Here is a 13,731-nt window from a genome sequence, read left to right as displayed (position 1 = left end):
GTGCGGGCTCCGGCCGGGGCGTGCGGTCGATCGCGTCAGTCGGTGACGCCCTCGGCCCGTGCCGCGGCCGCGACGGCCTCGGCGACGGCGGGCGCCACCCGCGGATCGAGAGGGCTCGGGACGATCTTGTCCACGGCCAACTCGTCACCGACGACCGAGAGGATGGCCTCGGCGGCGGCGAGCTTCATGCCCTCGGTGATGCGCCGGGCACCGGCGTCGAGCGCGCCCTTGAACACACCGGGGAAGGCCAGCACGTTGTTGATCTGGTTCGGGAAGTCGCTGCGCCCGGTCGCCACGATCGCGGCGTGCTTGGCGGCGATCGTCGGGTGGATCTCCGGGTCCGGGTTCGACAGCGCGAACACGATCGCACCGTCGGCCATCTCGGCGACGATCTCCTCGGGCACCGTGCCGGCCGAGACGCCGATGAACACGTCCGCACCGCTCAGGGCCTCGATCAGGCCGCCGTGCCGGCCGGCCGGGTTGGTCCGCGCGGCCAGGTCGACCTTGACCTCGTTCAGGTCGGTGCGCTCGCGCGAGACGATGCCCTTCGAGTCCAGCACGGTCACATCCGCGGCGCCGGCGGCGAGCAGGATGTTGGCCACCGCCACGCCGGCCGCGCCGGCACCGGAGATGACGATGCGCAGGCCGGACAGCTCCCGGTTCTGCACCTTGGCCGCACCCTTGAGCGCGGCGAGCGCGACGATCGCGGTGCCGTGCTGGTCGTCGTGCATGACCGGGCAGTCCAGCGCCTCGATCACGCGCTTCTCGATCTCGAAGCAACGCGGGGCCGAGATGTCCTCGAGATTGACCGCGCCGAAGCTCGGGCGCAGCCGGATCAGGGTCTCGACGATCGCGTCGGGGTCCTTGGTGTCGAGGACCAGCGGGATCGAGTTCAGGCCGGCGAACTTCTTGAACAGGGCGGACTTGCCCTCCATCACCGGCAGCGACGCGCGCGGGCCGATGTCACCGAGGCCGAGGACGGCCGAGCCGTCGGAGACGACCACCACCAGGCGGTTGGTCCAGGTGTAGCGGTCGGCGAGGGTCTCGTCGGCCGCGATCGCGCGGGAGACCTGCGCGACGCCGGGCGTGTAGGCGATCGACAGGTCCCGCTGCGTCTCCAGCGGTGCGGTGAGCTCGACGGACAGCTTGCCGTCGACGTGGCTGCCGAAGATTTCCTCGTCGGTCAACTCGACCTTCTGGGGGGTAGGTGCATCAGACACGATTGACACGATGACACTCCTGCTCGAGCCGGAACCACTCGGGTTCCGGTTACTGCGAAGTAGCTGCGCGACGGACATCGGGTGCAGCGCTTCGCCAAGGACATTTCGGTGAAGCTTCCGGGCGCGATCACGGTTACCGCTGTACAACGCTGTACGACTTCCGGAGCGTGATGGCGCCGAGGCGGGTGAGCCCTGGCGACGAGCCCTCTACAGGGTCTGCCATCTTCGTCCGGCTTCGAGGCGGTGGCACCGAGGCCGGATTGAGGAAAAGTTTGCCACCTTCACAAGCCAACAATCAAATCGGTATTTCTTGCGAATGTCTCACGATTTTCGGCGCTCACCTGTGAGTTTGGACAGCCGAGCCGCAATGTCGACCCCACGATCGGGGTCGTTCCGAGGCAAAAGCCCGAGATGCCGACCGGTTACCTGCCGGTAACGCACGGGGGTCCGAACGTCAGCCCCACCACTGGGTGAACATCAGAACCGCGCCCGTGAGATAGACCACAGCCACGCCCGCGACCGCGGCGAGACCACGCCGGCGGTCCGCGAACAGCTGCGCGGCCGTGGCGACGAGCGCCGCGACGACGTGCGCGGACAGCGACGCCGAACCCGGCCCCGGGAAATCCCGCTTGTCCCCCAGGTACTGCGCCACCCAGACCACCGCTGTCAGGACGATCACCGCGCCGCACACCACACCCGACAGGGCTCGCAGTCCCCGCACGACGAACCCGTCCCGACTCGGCGTCCCACCGCGGGGCGATGCCGCCGCGGGCGCCTCGTAGGCGTCGCGCCCGGAGCGGTGAGCGGAGTCGTCGTAGAAGTCGTCGTGCCCGACGGCGCGGTCGTCGCGGCGCGCCGGGCGGCCCCAGGTGCTCATCCCTCGAGCACCTCGACCCCGGTGGCCCGTGCCGTCAGCGCCTCGAACGCCTCGGCGTCCGTCGTGTACCGGCCGAGCGGGACGGCCTTGTTGCCGCCGTGGTAGTCGGACGACCCCGTGACGAACAGATCGAGCTTCGCCGCCATGTCCCGCATGAGCTGCGCGTCGGCCGGAGCGTGGTCCGGATGGTCCGCCTCGAGGCCGCCGAGGCCCAGTTCCGCGAGTTCCTCGATGTGGTCGAGTGCGAGCAGCCGGCCCCGGGACCGGGCACGGGCATGCGCCACGACGGTGACACCGCCGGAGTCGGCGACCATGCGCACGGCCTCCGACAGCGGAGTGTCCGCCTTGGTGACGTAGTAGCGACCCCGCGACGACAGCAGGTCCGCGAACGCGGCCTCGATGCTCGGAACGACCCCCGCCTCCACCAGCGCGCGCGCCAGGTGCGGCCGCCCGGCCACCGGACCGGCGGCGGTGACGATCCGTTCGGGATCGACGGGCAGCCCGTCGGCGGCCATCCGCTCGGCCATCGCCCGGATACGGCCCACCCGCTCCCCGCGCAGGCGCTCCCGCTCGACCGCGAACGCCTCGTTCCGCGGGTCGAACAGGTAGGCGAGCAGATGCACCGCCACGGGCCGGCCGTCCTCACCGCGTCCGGTGCACGACATCTCCATGCCGCGGATCAGCCGCAGTCCCGCAGGCAGGGCGTCGGCCGCCGCGTCCCAGCCGGCGGTGGTGTCGTGGTCGGTCAGGGCGACCACGTCGAGCCCGGCCTCGACCGCGGCACGGACGAGTCCCGCCGGGGTGTCGGTCCCGTCGGAGGCCAGCGAGTGGGTATGCAGATCGATACGCACCCCACCAGTGTGTCAGGTGCCGTCGTGCGGCCCCGGCGGGCGGTCCGGGGCGGGTTAGCATGACGCTGCGACCGCCCGGACGGGCCGGAGCGTGCTGCGCGGAAGGGAACCGATGCCGAACCTGCCCTCGCACCCGTCGCGCCGGACCGGCGCCCCGGCGTCCACCCTGCGCGTCCCCGCCGAGCGGGCGGTGGTGGACTGCGCCGTCTACGTCGACGGCGTGCGGCTGCCGGGCCGTTACGCCCACGGCGCGGCGCTCGAGGAGGTGCGCCGGCGCGGCGCCGGATTCGTGTGGCTCGGCCTGCACGAGCCCGACGAACAGCAGATGACGAGCGTGGGCCGCACGTTCGGGCTGCACGAACTGACGGTCGAGGACGCCGTGCACGCGCATCAGCGGCCCAAGCTCGAACGCTACGACGACGTGACGTTCCTCGTGCTGCGGACCGTGAACTACGTCGAACACGAGTCGGTGACCACGACCAAGGAGATCGTCGAGACCGGCGAGATCATGCTCTTCTGCGGCCGGGACTTCGTCGTCAGCGTCCGCCACGGCGACCACTCCGCGCTGGCGGACGTGCGGCATCGGCTCGAGGCCGCCCCGGAGCGGCTGGCGCTGGGTCCGTCGTCGGTGCTGCACGCCGTCGCCGACCACGTCGTGGACACGTACCTCGCCGTGGTCGACGCCGTGCAGCCGGACATCGACGACCTCGAGGAACTGGTGTTCACGCCCGACACCCGCATCGCGGTGGAGCAGATCTATCTGCTCAAGCGGGAGATCGTGGAACTGCGACGGGCGGTGCTCCCCCTCGCGACGCCGCTGCGCCAGCTGACCCGCGGCGCGGGCAATCCGGTGCCCAAGGAGGTGCGGCGCTACTTCCGGGACGTCGCCGATCATCACACCAAAGTGGCCGAGCGCATCGCGGACTACGACGAGACGCTGAGCACCCTCGTCGATGCCGCGATCGCGAAGGTGACGGTGCAGCAGAACACCGACATGCGCCGGATCTCGGCGTGGGTGGCGATCGCGGCCGTGCCCACGATGATCGCCGGGATCTACGGGATGAACTTCGACAACATGCCCGAACTGCACTGGGAGCACGGGTACTTCGTGGTCATCGGGGCGATCGTCGCGATCACCGTCGGCCTGTTCGTCACCTTCCGCCGCAACAAATGGCTCTGATCACCGCGGCGCGGGACCGCCTGACGCCGGTCGCTTCCGCAGGGCACACCCGTGGGACGTGGGTGCTCGCGGCGGCCCTCGTCCTGATCGTCCTGCAGCTGGCGGTGCGCTCCCTGCTCGCGTTCGGCGGGCAGTTCTACTGGGACGACCTGATTCTGGTCGGACGGGCGGGCCTGCACCCGCTGCTGTCGTTCGAGTTGCTCGGCTACGACCACGACGGCCATCTCATGCCGGGTGCGTTCGTGGTGGCCGACGTGATCACGAGCCTCGCACCGCTGCAGTGGTGGCCGGCGGCTGCGACGCTCGTGGCCGGCCAGGCGTTGGCGTCGCTGGCCGTGCTGCGCGTGCTGTGGTTGCTGCTCGGACCGCGGCAGGCGCTGCTCGGCCCGCTGCTGTTCTACCTGTTCACGCCCCTGACGCTGCCGGCGTTCGCGTGGTGGGCGGCGGGCCTGAATTCGCTGCCGCTGCAGGCGGGCCTGGCGTGGGTGGCCGGCGACGCGATCCGTGCGGCGCGCACGGGCCGGCTCCGCTACGCGCTGAGCGGGACGGCGGTCACCGGCGTCGCACTGCTGTTCTTCGAGAAGTCGGTGCTGGTACCGGCGGTGGCCTTCGCGACCGTCGCGCTGATGTACGGGTTGGACGGCCACCCCCGGCCGGTGCGCACCGCGGCGCGACGCGCGGCGCCGCTGTGGCTCGGCTCGGCGCTGGTCCTCGCGGCCTGGGCGGCGGCGTACCTGTCCCTCGTCGAGTCCCGGTTCGGGGCGCCGACGGGCGACATGGTCCGGGGGCTGACGCACCACGGTGTCTCGTTCGGGGTGCTGCCGGCGCTGCTGGGCGGGCCGTGGCGATGGGACCGCTGGAATCCGGGACCGCCGTGGGCGGATCCGCCGACCGGGCTCGTCGTGGCGGCCTGGGCCGCGGTGCTCGCCGTCCTGGTGTGGTCGCTGCGGCGCAGCCGGCGCACGGGCTGGGTGTGGGCCGCGACGGCCGCCTACGTGGCGGCCTCGACGGCCGCGATGATCACCACCCGCTTCGGCCCGGACACGACGTACGAACTGGCCCAGACCCTGCGCTACCACACCGACACGGCCGTGGTCGTCGCGATCGGAACGGCCCTGATCCTGCGCGCCGGCCCACGCGACGACCCGCGGCGCGCACCCGCGCGGCGGATCGTCGCCGCCGGGTGCGCGGTGGTCTTCACGGCGAGCTGTCTGTGGTCCACGACGACCTTCGCGCGCACCTGGGCCGACAACCCCACCGGCGCCTACCTGGCCGCCGCGAGGTCCGCGCTCACCGCACGCCCCGACGTGCCGATCCTCGACCATCCCGTGTCGGTGTGGGTGCTCCTGCCGGTCACCCACCCCCACAACCTCCTGAGCCGGGTGTTCTCGCCGTTGCCGGGACGCGCCGAGATCGGCGCCGTCACCACCGAACTGCAGGTGCTCGACGACCGGGGACGACTCGTGCCGGCGGAACTCGTTCCGGTGCGGCACGTGCTGCCCGGTCCGGTGTCCGACTGCGGGCATCTGCTCACCGAGTCGAGGACGACCGTGCTGCCCGCCGACACGGCGCTCGTGGGCGGGGAGTGGACGGTGCAGCTGAACTACCGCGCCTCCGCGGACGGCGAGATCGAGGTGGGGTTTCCCGCCGCCCCGCGGGTGCGGGTACCGGTCACCGAGGGACTGGGCACGGCCTACGCACGGGTCCCGGGCGCAGGCACCGGGCTGCAGGCCCGCTCGGCATCGGCGGGACTCGACGTGTGCCTGGCGGGCGGCCCGATCGGCGTCGTCGTCCCGCGCTGACCGCGCCCGTCACATTCGGGCTCCCGTCACATTCGGGCCGGGGCGCGGTTCGGGTCCCGCACGTCGATGCCGGCCTCCGACCACGCCTCGCGCAGCGCGTCGCCGCCGCGCAACCGCTTCCACGCGGCCTCGGTGCCCGTCAGCGGGATCACCTCGAAGAACCGCACCGGGTCGGCGGGCTCGGGCAGTACCAGTTCGGGGACGTCGCTCGGCTCGAGCATCACCGCGGTGAAGGGTGCCCCCTGCCACAACGGCTCCCCCAGGTCGAGCAGGGCGTCGTCGGTGAGGACGACGCCCTCCACCGCGGGCAGTGCCGCGAGCGTCGCGAGCGTGCGGACCAGCCCCGGCAGAGTGCCGGTGAGGCCGCGCATGCTCAGAATCAGTTCGGCGCGCGGCCCCCGCGTCGGGTCGGCGACCGTCGCGGTGGGGTCGCCCATCGGATGCCGCGAACACCCCAGGGTCGCGAACCGCACGAGGTCCGGCTGTTCCACGCGGAACCGCAGCACCTCGACGGGTTCGAGTCCGAGGAACGTCACGGACGCCGTCTCCGGCTCGGCGCCCCCGAAGCGGGCGCTGAGATGGGCACGGACGGCGGGCAGCACGGCGTCGATCACCCCTGCAATGTAGACCCGGCGCGGGGCTCGTGCCGCCGGTGCGTCCCGCACCGATCCGGGTCACCGGGAGCCCGTCCGCCGGTACCGTCGTGTCATGGTGCGAGACACCGGCTTCCCCGGCGCCGATGCCGGCGACGACTTCTCCCGGCAGCGCCGGCGCGCCGAGTACGCGCGACTGATCGCCTGGCTTCGCCGCGAACCCGGGGACGTCAACGCCGTGCTGCCGTTCGACGCCGTCGTGCGGGCGCTGGGCCGGGTCGGGGAACGGCGTCTGGGGCTGCAGAGCATCGACGTGGCCTCGATCGTCGGCAGCGTGGACCGGACCGAGGATTTCGACCGGCGGTTCCGGCCCACGTCGGCCCGGCTGCGCCAGCGATGGGAGAAGCTGGCCACGGCCCGCCGCCGGGGCGAGGCCGTGCCGCCGATCACGGTGTACCGGGTCGGGTCGATGCACTTCGTGGTGGACGGGCACCACCGCGTCTCCATCGCCTACGCCCGCGGGGACGCGACCATCGACGCCTACGTGACCGAGATCGTCACCCGGATCTCGCCCGAGGGGGTGAGCCAGCACTCGGACCTGATGCGGAAGGACCACTACCGGATGTTCCTGAGCCGGGTGCCACTCACCGGCGAGCGGCGCGACGCGGTGACCGTCCGGGATCCGTGGGACTACGCCGAGCTGGCCGAGTGCATCGAGGCGTGGGGTTTCCGGCTCATGCAGGAGCGCGGCGAGTTCCTCACCCGCGATGTGGTGGCCCAGCGCTGGTTCGACGAGGAGTTCGTGCCCGTGGTCGACATGGTGCGGGCGGCGGGGATGCTGCGCACCCGGACCGACGCCGAGGCGTACCTGTGGCTGGCCGGCGAACGTTACCGGCTCGTGCGGCGGCACGTGTGGAACGAGGAGATCATCGAGCGGCTGAAGCGGCGGGCGCCCCGGTGAGCGCGCGCCGGCCGGTTTGATCCCGCGGCGCCGGAGGTATGCCCCCGGCAGCCACCGAGGGCGTCCGCCGGACGCGCGGACGCCCGGGCCGGTCGAGCAGCGTGCCGGCGCCGGTCCGCGCGGGGGGACCCCGCGCTCCGTACCCTGGTCGGCAGGACCGGGCCCACGACAGGAGAACGCGCTTGACGGCGACCGTGCAGGACGCAGCGGACACCACCCGGGACGTCCGGACCGAGCTGAGCGCGGCCGCGCGCCGCGTGTTCGGCTGGGAGGAGCTGCGTCCCGGCCAGCTCGACGCGATGGAACCACTGGTGCAGGGCCGGGACGTGCTCGCGGTGATGGCCACCGGATCGGGCAAGTCGGCGATCTACCAGGTGCCGGCGCTGCTGATCGAGGGCACCACCCTGGTGATCTCCCCGCTCATCGCGCTGCAGAACGATCAGATCGCGGGGCTCGACGCCACCTCGGCGCCGGACGCGGTCGCGATCAACTCCCGGCAGCGGGCGTCGGAGACCGCAGCCGCGTGGGAGACGATCCGTGAGCGCACCGTGGAGTACGTCTTCCTGGCGCCGGAACAGCTCGCCAACGACGAGGTGGTGGCCCGACTCGCCGCCGCCCGCGTCTCCCTCGTGGTAGTCGACGAGGCGCACTGCGTGTCCGCGTGGGGTCACGACTTCCGGCCCGACTACCTGCGCCTGGCCGATGCGCTCGACCGCCTCGGCCGGCCCCCGGTGGTGGCGCTCACGGCCACCGCGTCGCCGCCGGTGCGGCAGGAGATCGTCGAGGAGCTGCGCCTGCGCGACCCGGTGGTCATCGCCAGCGGGTTCGACCGGCCCAACATCGACCTGGCCGTCGAGCGGTACACCGCCGACGCCGACAAGCGCCGGGCGGTGGTCGAGACCGTCGCCGGACTCGAGACCCCCGGGCTGGTGTACACCGCGACCCGCAAGGACGCCGAGTTCTACGCGGCCGAGCTGACCGAACGGGGACTGCGGGCGGCCGCGTACCACGCCGGTCTGCCGGCGGCCACGCGCGAGCGGGTGCACCACGGATTCCTCGACGACGAACTCGAGGTGGTGGTGGCGACCTCCGCGTTCGGCATGGGCATCGACAAGCCCGACGTGCGGTTCGTCGCCCACGCCTCCGCGCCGGATTCCGTGGACAGCTACTACCAGCAGATCGGCCGCGCCGGCCGCGACGGGCTCGAGGCGAAGGCGCTGCTGTTCTACCGGCCCGAGGACCTGTCGCTCGCGAAGTTCTTCACCACCCACCGCCCGGACGAGGACCTGCTCGGCCGGGCCTTCACCGCGCTGGCGCGCGCGAAGTCACCGAAACGACTGAAAAGCCTTCGCGCCGAACTGGATATCCGGGGACGAACCCTCACCAACGCGGTCAACCTGCTCGAACGCGCGGGTGTGGTCTCCTCGGGACGCAAGGGGCTCACCGCACGCACCGTCGAGGTGGAGATCGCCGTCCGCCGCGCGGCCGAGGTGGCCGCGGTCGGTGAACGGATGGACCGCTCGCGCGTGGAGATGATGCGGGGCTACGCCGAAACCCGTGGCTGCCGCAGGCAGTTCCTGCTCGGGTACTTCGGCGAGTCGCTACCCGATCCGTGCGGGCACTGTGACTGCTGCCGCGAGGGAATCCACGAGCACCGACCGGAATCGCCGAAACACGGCCCTTACGAGCCGATTCCGCTGCACACCCGAGTGGTGCACGCGCAGTGGGGTCCCGGCGAGGTGATGAGCGCGGAGCCGGACCGGATCACCGTGCTGTTCGACGAGTACGGCTACCGCACGCTGTCGCTCGAGGCGGTGGAGGAGCACGATCTGCTGCGCCCCGAGAACTCGGAGCCCGAACCGGAGCCGGACATCGCCTGACGGATCCCAGGGGGCGCCCCGTAAATCCGCCCGCGACTTCGGAATCCGCCCCCGCCGTGGCGTGGGCGGATTCCGAACCGGCGCGGTAATCCTGCCCCACCCTCGGACGGCGGCCCTCACTCGACGCTCTGCTGCGCCTTCGCGTAGGCGAACTGGAGGAAGTCTGCCCCGGCGAGGGCGGCGAACAGCCCGGCGACGAGCCGGGTCGGACGCGGTGCGAAGACCATTCCGATGGTGAAGAACGTCGCGACCCACATGTCGAAGCAGAAGGGGCAGCTCAGCAACTCGCCCAGGCTGTGCCGGAGACTGTTGCTCGGTCCGCGGACCTCCTCCATCACCTCGGCCGGGCCGCCCTGCTCCTTGTAGCGCGTGAAGGGCGCGCGAATGGGGCTGGTCACCGCGTCCTTCGTCACCGTGCGCGACAGCTTGTGCGTGCCGAGGGCGAGCACGACGAGGTCCTGCCCGCTCAGACGCTCCGGCAGTCGACGCCCGGTGACCACCGCGGCGATCACCGCGACGGTGACCAGCGTGCTGTACCCGGCGAGGACCTTCGTGTAGCCCCGGAGGGGTATGTCCTCCCCGCCGGTGTACTCGCGGGTCTGTTCGCGGACGGCGTCGACGAGGTCGACGGACGTCTCGGTCTGATTGCTCATCTGCTTCTCCTGCACGTAGCTCGGTCCGCGCAGTAGTACCCACGCACGGCTGTACCCACGCACGGCTGTACCCACGCACGGCTGCCGCCACGCCTCTCCGCTACCCCGCGGGGAATCGCACCTCGTGCGTGGGGGCGGTCGCCCCGCCGAACCGCGCCAGCCGCAGCCCCTCCGCCTCGACCGCCGAGCGTTGCCGGGCCGTCAGGCGCCGCCACGGGGTCACCTCGAGTACGGCCGAGTCCTTCGCGACGGCCAGTTTCGCGGTTCCGGCGACCGTCCCGTCGACGAGGACGGCGGAGCGCACGATGCCGTTCTGCGTCACGATCCGGCGACGGTGCTCGTCGGAGACGATCCGGGTCCGGTCGGCGTGCGAGAGCAGGACGTTGTCGTACGGCGCGAGGATCCGCACCGGCGCCGGTGCCGCCGGATCCGGGCGCGGGGCGTCGGGCAGGTCGAACAGCTCGACGCCGTTCTCGTCCCGGAACACCTCGAGCGACGGGCGCAGCCGTTCGAACACCTCCCCGAGCCGCGTCAGCCCCGACCAGGCCTGGGCGTCGCGCACGCTCGCGGGCCCGAACGCGGCGAGGTATCGCCGGAGGACGACGGCCGGGTCCGGCCGTGCCGGTCCGCGACCGGTCCACTCGTCGAGCGGGGTGAGTCGCGGCTGCCCGGAGCGCCCCCACAGCCCCCGCGGCGGCACCTGCACCAGCGGGAGCAGGTTCCGCAGCCCGTAGGCGAGCGCGGCCGGATCGCGGCCGGGGAATCGCTCCGCGAGCAACGGGCGCAGCTCCTGCAGGCTGCGGGGGGCGTCGCCGAGCAGGTCGCGGCCTGCCGCGGCGAGCTCACGCAGGTCCACCCCGGCCAGACCGGCCGCGTACTGGGTGTTGGTGGCCAGGTCCCGGTCCAGCAGTGGCTGGACCCAGTCCCGCAGCGCCGCAGCGTCGGCGGCCGAGACTGCGAAGACCGTGCCGCGCATGAGTACGGTGCGCACCACGTGCCGTCCCTCGATGAGGTCGGCGAGGGCCGCGGGCCGGAACCGCCGCAACCGCGCCCACAGCGCGAAGTAGGGCGGTGTCGGGGCCTGCGCCTGCAGGCCCAGCAGGTGCTCGACCGCGTCGAGCACCGGGAGGTCGGCACGATGCAACAGATGCTGACGGGCGAGGGTGGCGCGGCCGAGAGCACGGACGGTGAGGGTGCGCGGCGTCACGGGAACACCCTGCCACGGCGGACCGACACGGCCTCGTCGGCGCCTGCACCTGGACGGGGCAACCGAGCGTCCGGTAGATGTTTAGTTGAGTTTAGTTTCATGTTGCAGCGTCGAGGAGAGCCGATGTCCGATCCGAGAGGTGCGCGGCTGCTGGTTCCGGTGCTGTGCTTCATCGTCACCACCATCGCCGTGATGCAGACGTCCGTCGTACCGATCGTCGGCACCATTCAGGAACAGCTGGGGGTGAGCACGACCGCCGCGGGCTGGGTCCTGACCGCGAACCTGCTCGCGGCCGCCGTCACCACTCCCCTGCTGGGCCGGCTGGCCGATCTGCGCGGCAAACGCCCGGTCCTGCTCACCGTCCTCGTCGTGGTGTTCGTCGGTTCGCTGCTGTGCGCCGCCGCGGACTCGTTCACGCTCCTGCTGATCGGCCGGGTCCTGCAGGGCGTGTCGTTCGCGCTGTTCCCCGTCGGCATCGCCGTGCTGCGGGCCGAACTGCCGCCGCAGCGGTTGATCGGGGCGATGGGCCTGTTCTCCGGAACGCTCGGCGTCGGTGGCGCGATCGGCATGGTGCTCACCGGCCTGATGGTCTCGGGCGGCGACTACCGTCGCGTGTTCTGGCTGGTGGCGGCGTTCAACGCCGTCGCGTTGCTGAGCGCGTTCCTCGTCGTGCCGCGACGACCGCGGTCCGCGGACGGACGGATCGACTGGCTCGGCGCGATCCTGCTGGCCGTCGGGCTGGCGCTGGTGCTGCTGGCCCTGTCCGAGGGCGGAACGTGGGGTTGGGCGTCGGCGCTCACCCTCGGGAGCGCCGCACTCGGGCTGGCCGTGCTCGCGGCGTGGCTGCTCTTCGAACGGCACGTCGACGAGCCGCTCGTGCCGCCGCGGATGCTCACCGATCGACCGGTGTTCGTGGTGCACGGCGCCGCGTTCCTCGTCGGCATGGCCATGTTCGTCAGCTTCCTCGCGACGGCGTACTTCGTGCAGACGCCGCCCGCCGTCGCCGGATACGGATTCGGCGCCACCGTGCTCGAGGCGACCGCGGTGTACATGCTGCCCGGCGCGCTCGTCGGGGTGGTCGCCGCGGCACTCGCGGGCCGGCTCATCCACCGGTTCGACGCCCGATGGGTGCTGATCGGAGCGTGCATTCTCGGGATCGCCGGCTTCGCCCTGGTGGCGGTCGTGCACGACCGGAGCTGGCAGCTGATCGTCTCCGGCATCCTCGTGACCACCTTCGTCAGCCTCGCCTATGCCGCACTGCCCGCCCTGCTCGTCGCCGAGATCCGTCCCGATCAGACCGGGGTTGCGAACAGCATCAACTCCATCGCCCGCACGGTGGGCAGTTCGCTCAGCAGTGCGGTGGTCACGACCCTGCTGGCCACGCTGACCGTTCGCGGCACGGGCGTCGTCCGCGAGAGCGCATTCGTCGCGGCATTCGGGTTGGGTGTCGCGGCCGCGGCCGTGGCCGCACTGCTCGTTCTCATCGGCGGGCGACCGGCCACGCGCGCACTGAGCGACCGCGAGGAGGACGAGGTCGAGGCGACGGCCCTGGCCGCCGAATGGAGCACGGTGTCCGGTCTCGCGGCGGAGCACACCGCGACCGGGCAGACCGACGCGGTCCGCCGGGGCTGACCTCGCGGTCGGGAACGGGACGGAACCGGGCGTCCTCAGCCCTTTCCCGTTCTGCGTCCGCTCAACCCTGCAGTGCGCGCACCGCCTCCTCCGCCTGCTGCGCCGCCTCCTCGGCCTTCGCGGCGTCCTCGTCGGCCGTCCGGGCGGTGCGTCGCGCGAACTCGCGCTGGTGTTCCACCCGGCCCAGCTCCTCGCGCAGCCGCGCGACGTGCTCGTCGAGTTGTTCGACCGCGGCACGTGCGCGCTCCGCCACCGACCGGGCCTCGTCGGCGGTGTTCCGCGCCGTTTCCGCCTCGGCGACGGCGGCCTCCAGCGCTCGCCGCGTGCGCTCGGCCTCCTCGATGTCGTCCGCCCCGGTGCCCTTCCGTTCCGGCGCGGGCGGAACGACCGACAGTCCGACCGGTCCGAACCCGCTGTAGTCCAGCGGCGTCTCGAGTCGGCCACCGCGCACCTGCTCGGCCAGCTCGGCCTCGGCGAGTGCGGCGTGCAGGGTCTGGCCCACCTCGCGCAGCGCGGCTTCGGATGCCCGCCGACCGTGCTCGGCGGCGAGCCGGGAGGCCGTCTTCTCGAGCGCACCGATCACCCGCCGTCGCTGGGTGGACAGCCGCCGCAGCTCGGCTCCGGAGAGCTGACGCTGCGCGGTACGCAGGGCCTCGCCGAGTCCGAGCAGGGCCGTGATCTCCTCGGGTCTCTCGCGGACGAGGAGGTTCACCAGCCACGCCGACACGGTCGGCTTGCGCAGCCGGCCGACCGCCGCCGCGAGTTCCCGGTCGCCGGCGTCGCGGGCACGGGCGACGTACTCCTTACGGGCCGCGGTGAACTCACCCGGATCGAGCCCGTACAGCTCGTCGGCGATGTCGTCGAGGTCCACCGGC

Annotated in this window: 12 protein-coding genes; 5 read left to right on the top strand and 7 right to left on the bottom strand. The window is 72.2% G+C overall.

What is annotated here, in order from left to right; genetic code table 11:
- Positions 1 to 35: 35 nt before the first annotated feature.
- From ACWPQI_RS07340 to ACWPQI_RS07330, 3 genes are all read right to left on the bottom strand, one after another.
- On the bottom strand, positions 36 to 1,229 hold the full coding sequence (locus ACWPQI_RS07340; protein WP_026138053.1) for an NAD(P)-dependent malic enzyme: 1,194 nt from the start codon (positions 1,227 to 1,229) through the stop codon (positions 36 to 38).
- A gap of 445 nt (positions 1,230 to 1,674) precedes the next feature.
- The gene (locus ACWPQI_RS07335) at positions 1,675 to 2,097 is read right to left on the bottom strand and encodes a hypothetical protein (protein WP_010592424.1); all 423 of its coding nucleotides are present in this window, start codon (positions 2,095 to 2,097) and stop codon (positions 1,675 to 1,677) included.
- Entirely contained in the window at positions 2,094 to 2,948 is an 855-nt protein-coding gene (locus ACWPQI_RS07330) for a PHP domain-containing protein (RefSeq protein ID WP_010592425.1), read from the bottom strand. The genes ACWPQI_RS07335 and ACWPQI_RS07330 overlap by 4 nt, the downstream gene beginning before the upstream one ends.
- Before the next feature lie 112 nt (positions 2,949 to 3,060).
- Between ACWPQI_RS07330 and corA the strand changes: the two genes are divergently transcribed.
- Together corA and ACWPQI_RS07320 are read left to right on the top strand one after the other, a co-directional pair.
- Positions 3,061 to 4,128 (top strand): magnesium/cobalt transporter CorA, encoded by a 1,068-nt coding sequence (corA, locus tag ACWPQI_RS07325; RefSeq protein WP_010592426.1) that lies wholly within the window; start codon positions 3,061 to 3,063, stop codon positions 4,126 to 4,128.
- Positions 4,119 to 5,930: a hypothetical protein gene (locus ACWPQI_RS07320; RefSeq protein WP_010592427.1), complete on the top strand. Its 1,812-nt coding sequence runs from the start codon at positions 4,119 to 4,121 to the stop codon at positions 5,928 to 5,930. Before corA ends, ACWPQI_RS07320 begins: the two co-directional genes overlap by 10 nt.
- A gap of 26 nt (positions 5,931 to 5,956) precedes the next feature.
- Here ACWPQI_RS07320 and ACWPQI_RS07315 read toward each other — a convergent pair whose 3' ends face one another.
- Positions 5,957 to 6,544 carry a suppressor of fused domain protein gene (locus ACWPQI_RS07315; protein ID WP_010592428.1) on the bottom strand — a complete coding sequence of 196 codons (588 nt, stop codon included), beginning with the start codon at positions 6,542 to 6,544 and terminating at the stop codon, positions 5,957 to 5,959.
- A 94-nt stretch (positions 6,545 to 6,638) separates the two neighbouring features.
- Here ACWPQI_RS07315 and ACWPQI_RS07310 point away from each other — a divergent pair, with 94 nt between their 5' ends.
- Complete coding sequence (locus ACWPQI_RS07310) at positions 6,639 to 7,484, top strand: ParB N-terminal domain-containing protein (protein ID WP_010592429.1); 846 nt, start codon at positions 6,639 to 6,641, stop codon at positions 7,482 to 7,484.
- Between the two features lie 182 nt (positions 7,485 to 7,666).
- Positions 7,667 to 9,364: a RecQ family ATP-dependent DNA helicase gene (locus ACWPQI_RS07305; protein ID WP_017681981.1), complete on the top strand. Its 1,698-nt coding sequence runs from the start codon at positions 7,667 to 7,669 to the stop codon at positions 9,362 to 9,364.
- Between the two features lie 116 nt (positions 9,365 to 9,480).
- Here the strand turns inward: ACWPQI_RS07305 and ACWPQI_RS07300 are convergent, their stop codons facing one another.
- Complete coding sequence (locus ACWPQI_RS07300; protein WP_026138052.1) at positions 9,481 to 10,017, bottom strand: DUF1360 domain-containing protein; 537 nt, start codon at positions 10,015 to 10,017, stop codon at positions 9,481 to 9,483.
- Positions 10,018 to 10,117: 100 nt separating this feature from the next.
- Positions 10,118 to 11,224, bottom strand: coding sequence for a winged helix DNA-binding domain-containing protein (locus ACWPQI_RS07295; protein ID WP_048771746.1), 1,107 nt, complete (start codon positions 11,222 to 11,224; stop codon positions 10,118 to 10,120).
- 123 nt (positions 11,225 to 11,347) lie between these two features.
- Between ACWPQI_RS07295 and ACWPQI_RS07290 the strand changes: the two genes are divergently transcribed.
- On the top strand, positions 11,348 to 12,856 hold the full coding sequence (locus ACWPQI_RS07290) for an MFS transporter (RefSeq protein WP_017681978.1): 1,509 nt from the start codon (positions 11,348 to 11,350) through the stop codon (positions 12,854 to 12,856).
- Positions 12,857 to 12,917: 61 nt separating this feature from the next.
- Here ACWPQI_RS07290 and ACWPQI_RS07285 read toward each other — a convergent pair whose 3' ends face one another.
- On the bottom strand, positions 12,918 to 13,727 hold the full coding sequence (locus tag ACWPQI_RS07285) for a hypothetical protein (protein ID WP_017681977.1): 810 nt from the start codon (positions 13,725 to 13,727) through the stop codon (positions 12,918 to 12,920).
- Positions 13,728 to 13,731 lie beyond the last annotated feature (4 nt).

It is taken from the genome of Rhodococcus sp. LMD, assembly GCF_056108245.1.
This window is presented reverse-complemented; position numbering and strand designations above follow the sequence as displayed.

Excerpts from the sequence above, each read along its gene's own strand:
- ACWPQI_RS07310 (WP_010592429.1), top strand. The coding sequence starts at position 6,639 with ATGGTGCGAGACACCGGCTTCCCCGGCGCCGATGCCGGCGACGACTTC.
- ACWPQI_RS07300 (WP_026138052.1), bottom strand. The coding sequence starts at position 10,017 with ATGAGCAATCAGACCGAGACGTCCGTCGACCTCGTCGACGCCGTCCGC.
- ACWPQI_RS07290 (WP_017681978.1), top strand. The coding sequence starts at position 11,348 with ATGTCCGATCCGAGAGGTGCGCGGCTGCTGGTTCCGGTGCTGTGCTTC.
- ACWPQI_RS07320 (WP_010592427.1), top strand. The coding sequence starts at position 4,119 with ATGGCTCTGATCACCGCGGCGCGGGACCGCCTGACGCCGGTCGCTTCC.
- corA (WP_010592426.1), top strand. The coding sequence starts at position 3,061 with ATGCCGAACCTGCCCTCGCACCCGTCGCGCCGGACCGGCGCCCCGGCG.
- ACWPQI_RS07335 (WP_010592424.1), bottom strand. The coding sequence starts at position 2,097 with ATGAGCACCTGGGGCCGCCCGGCGCGCCGCGACGACCGCGCCGTCGGG.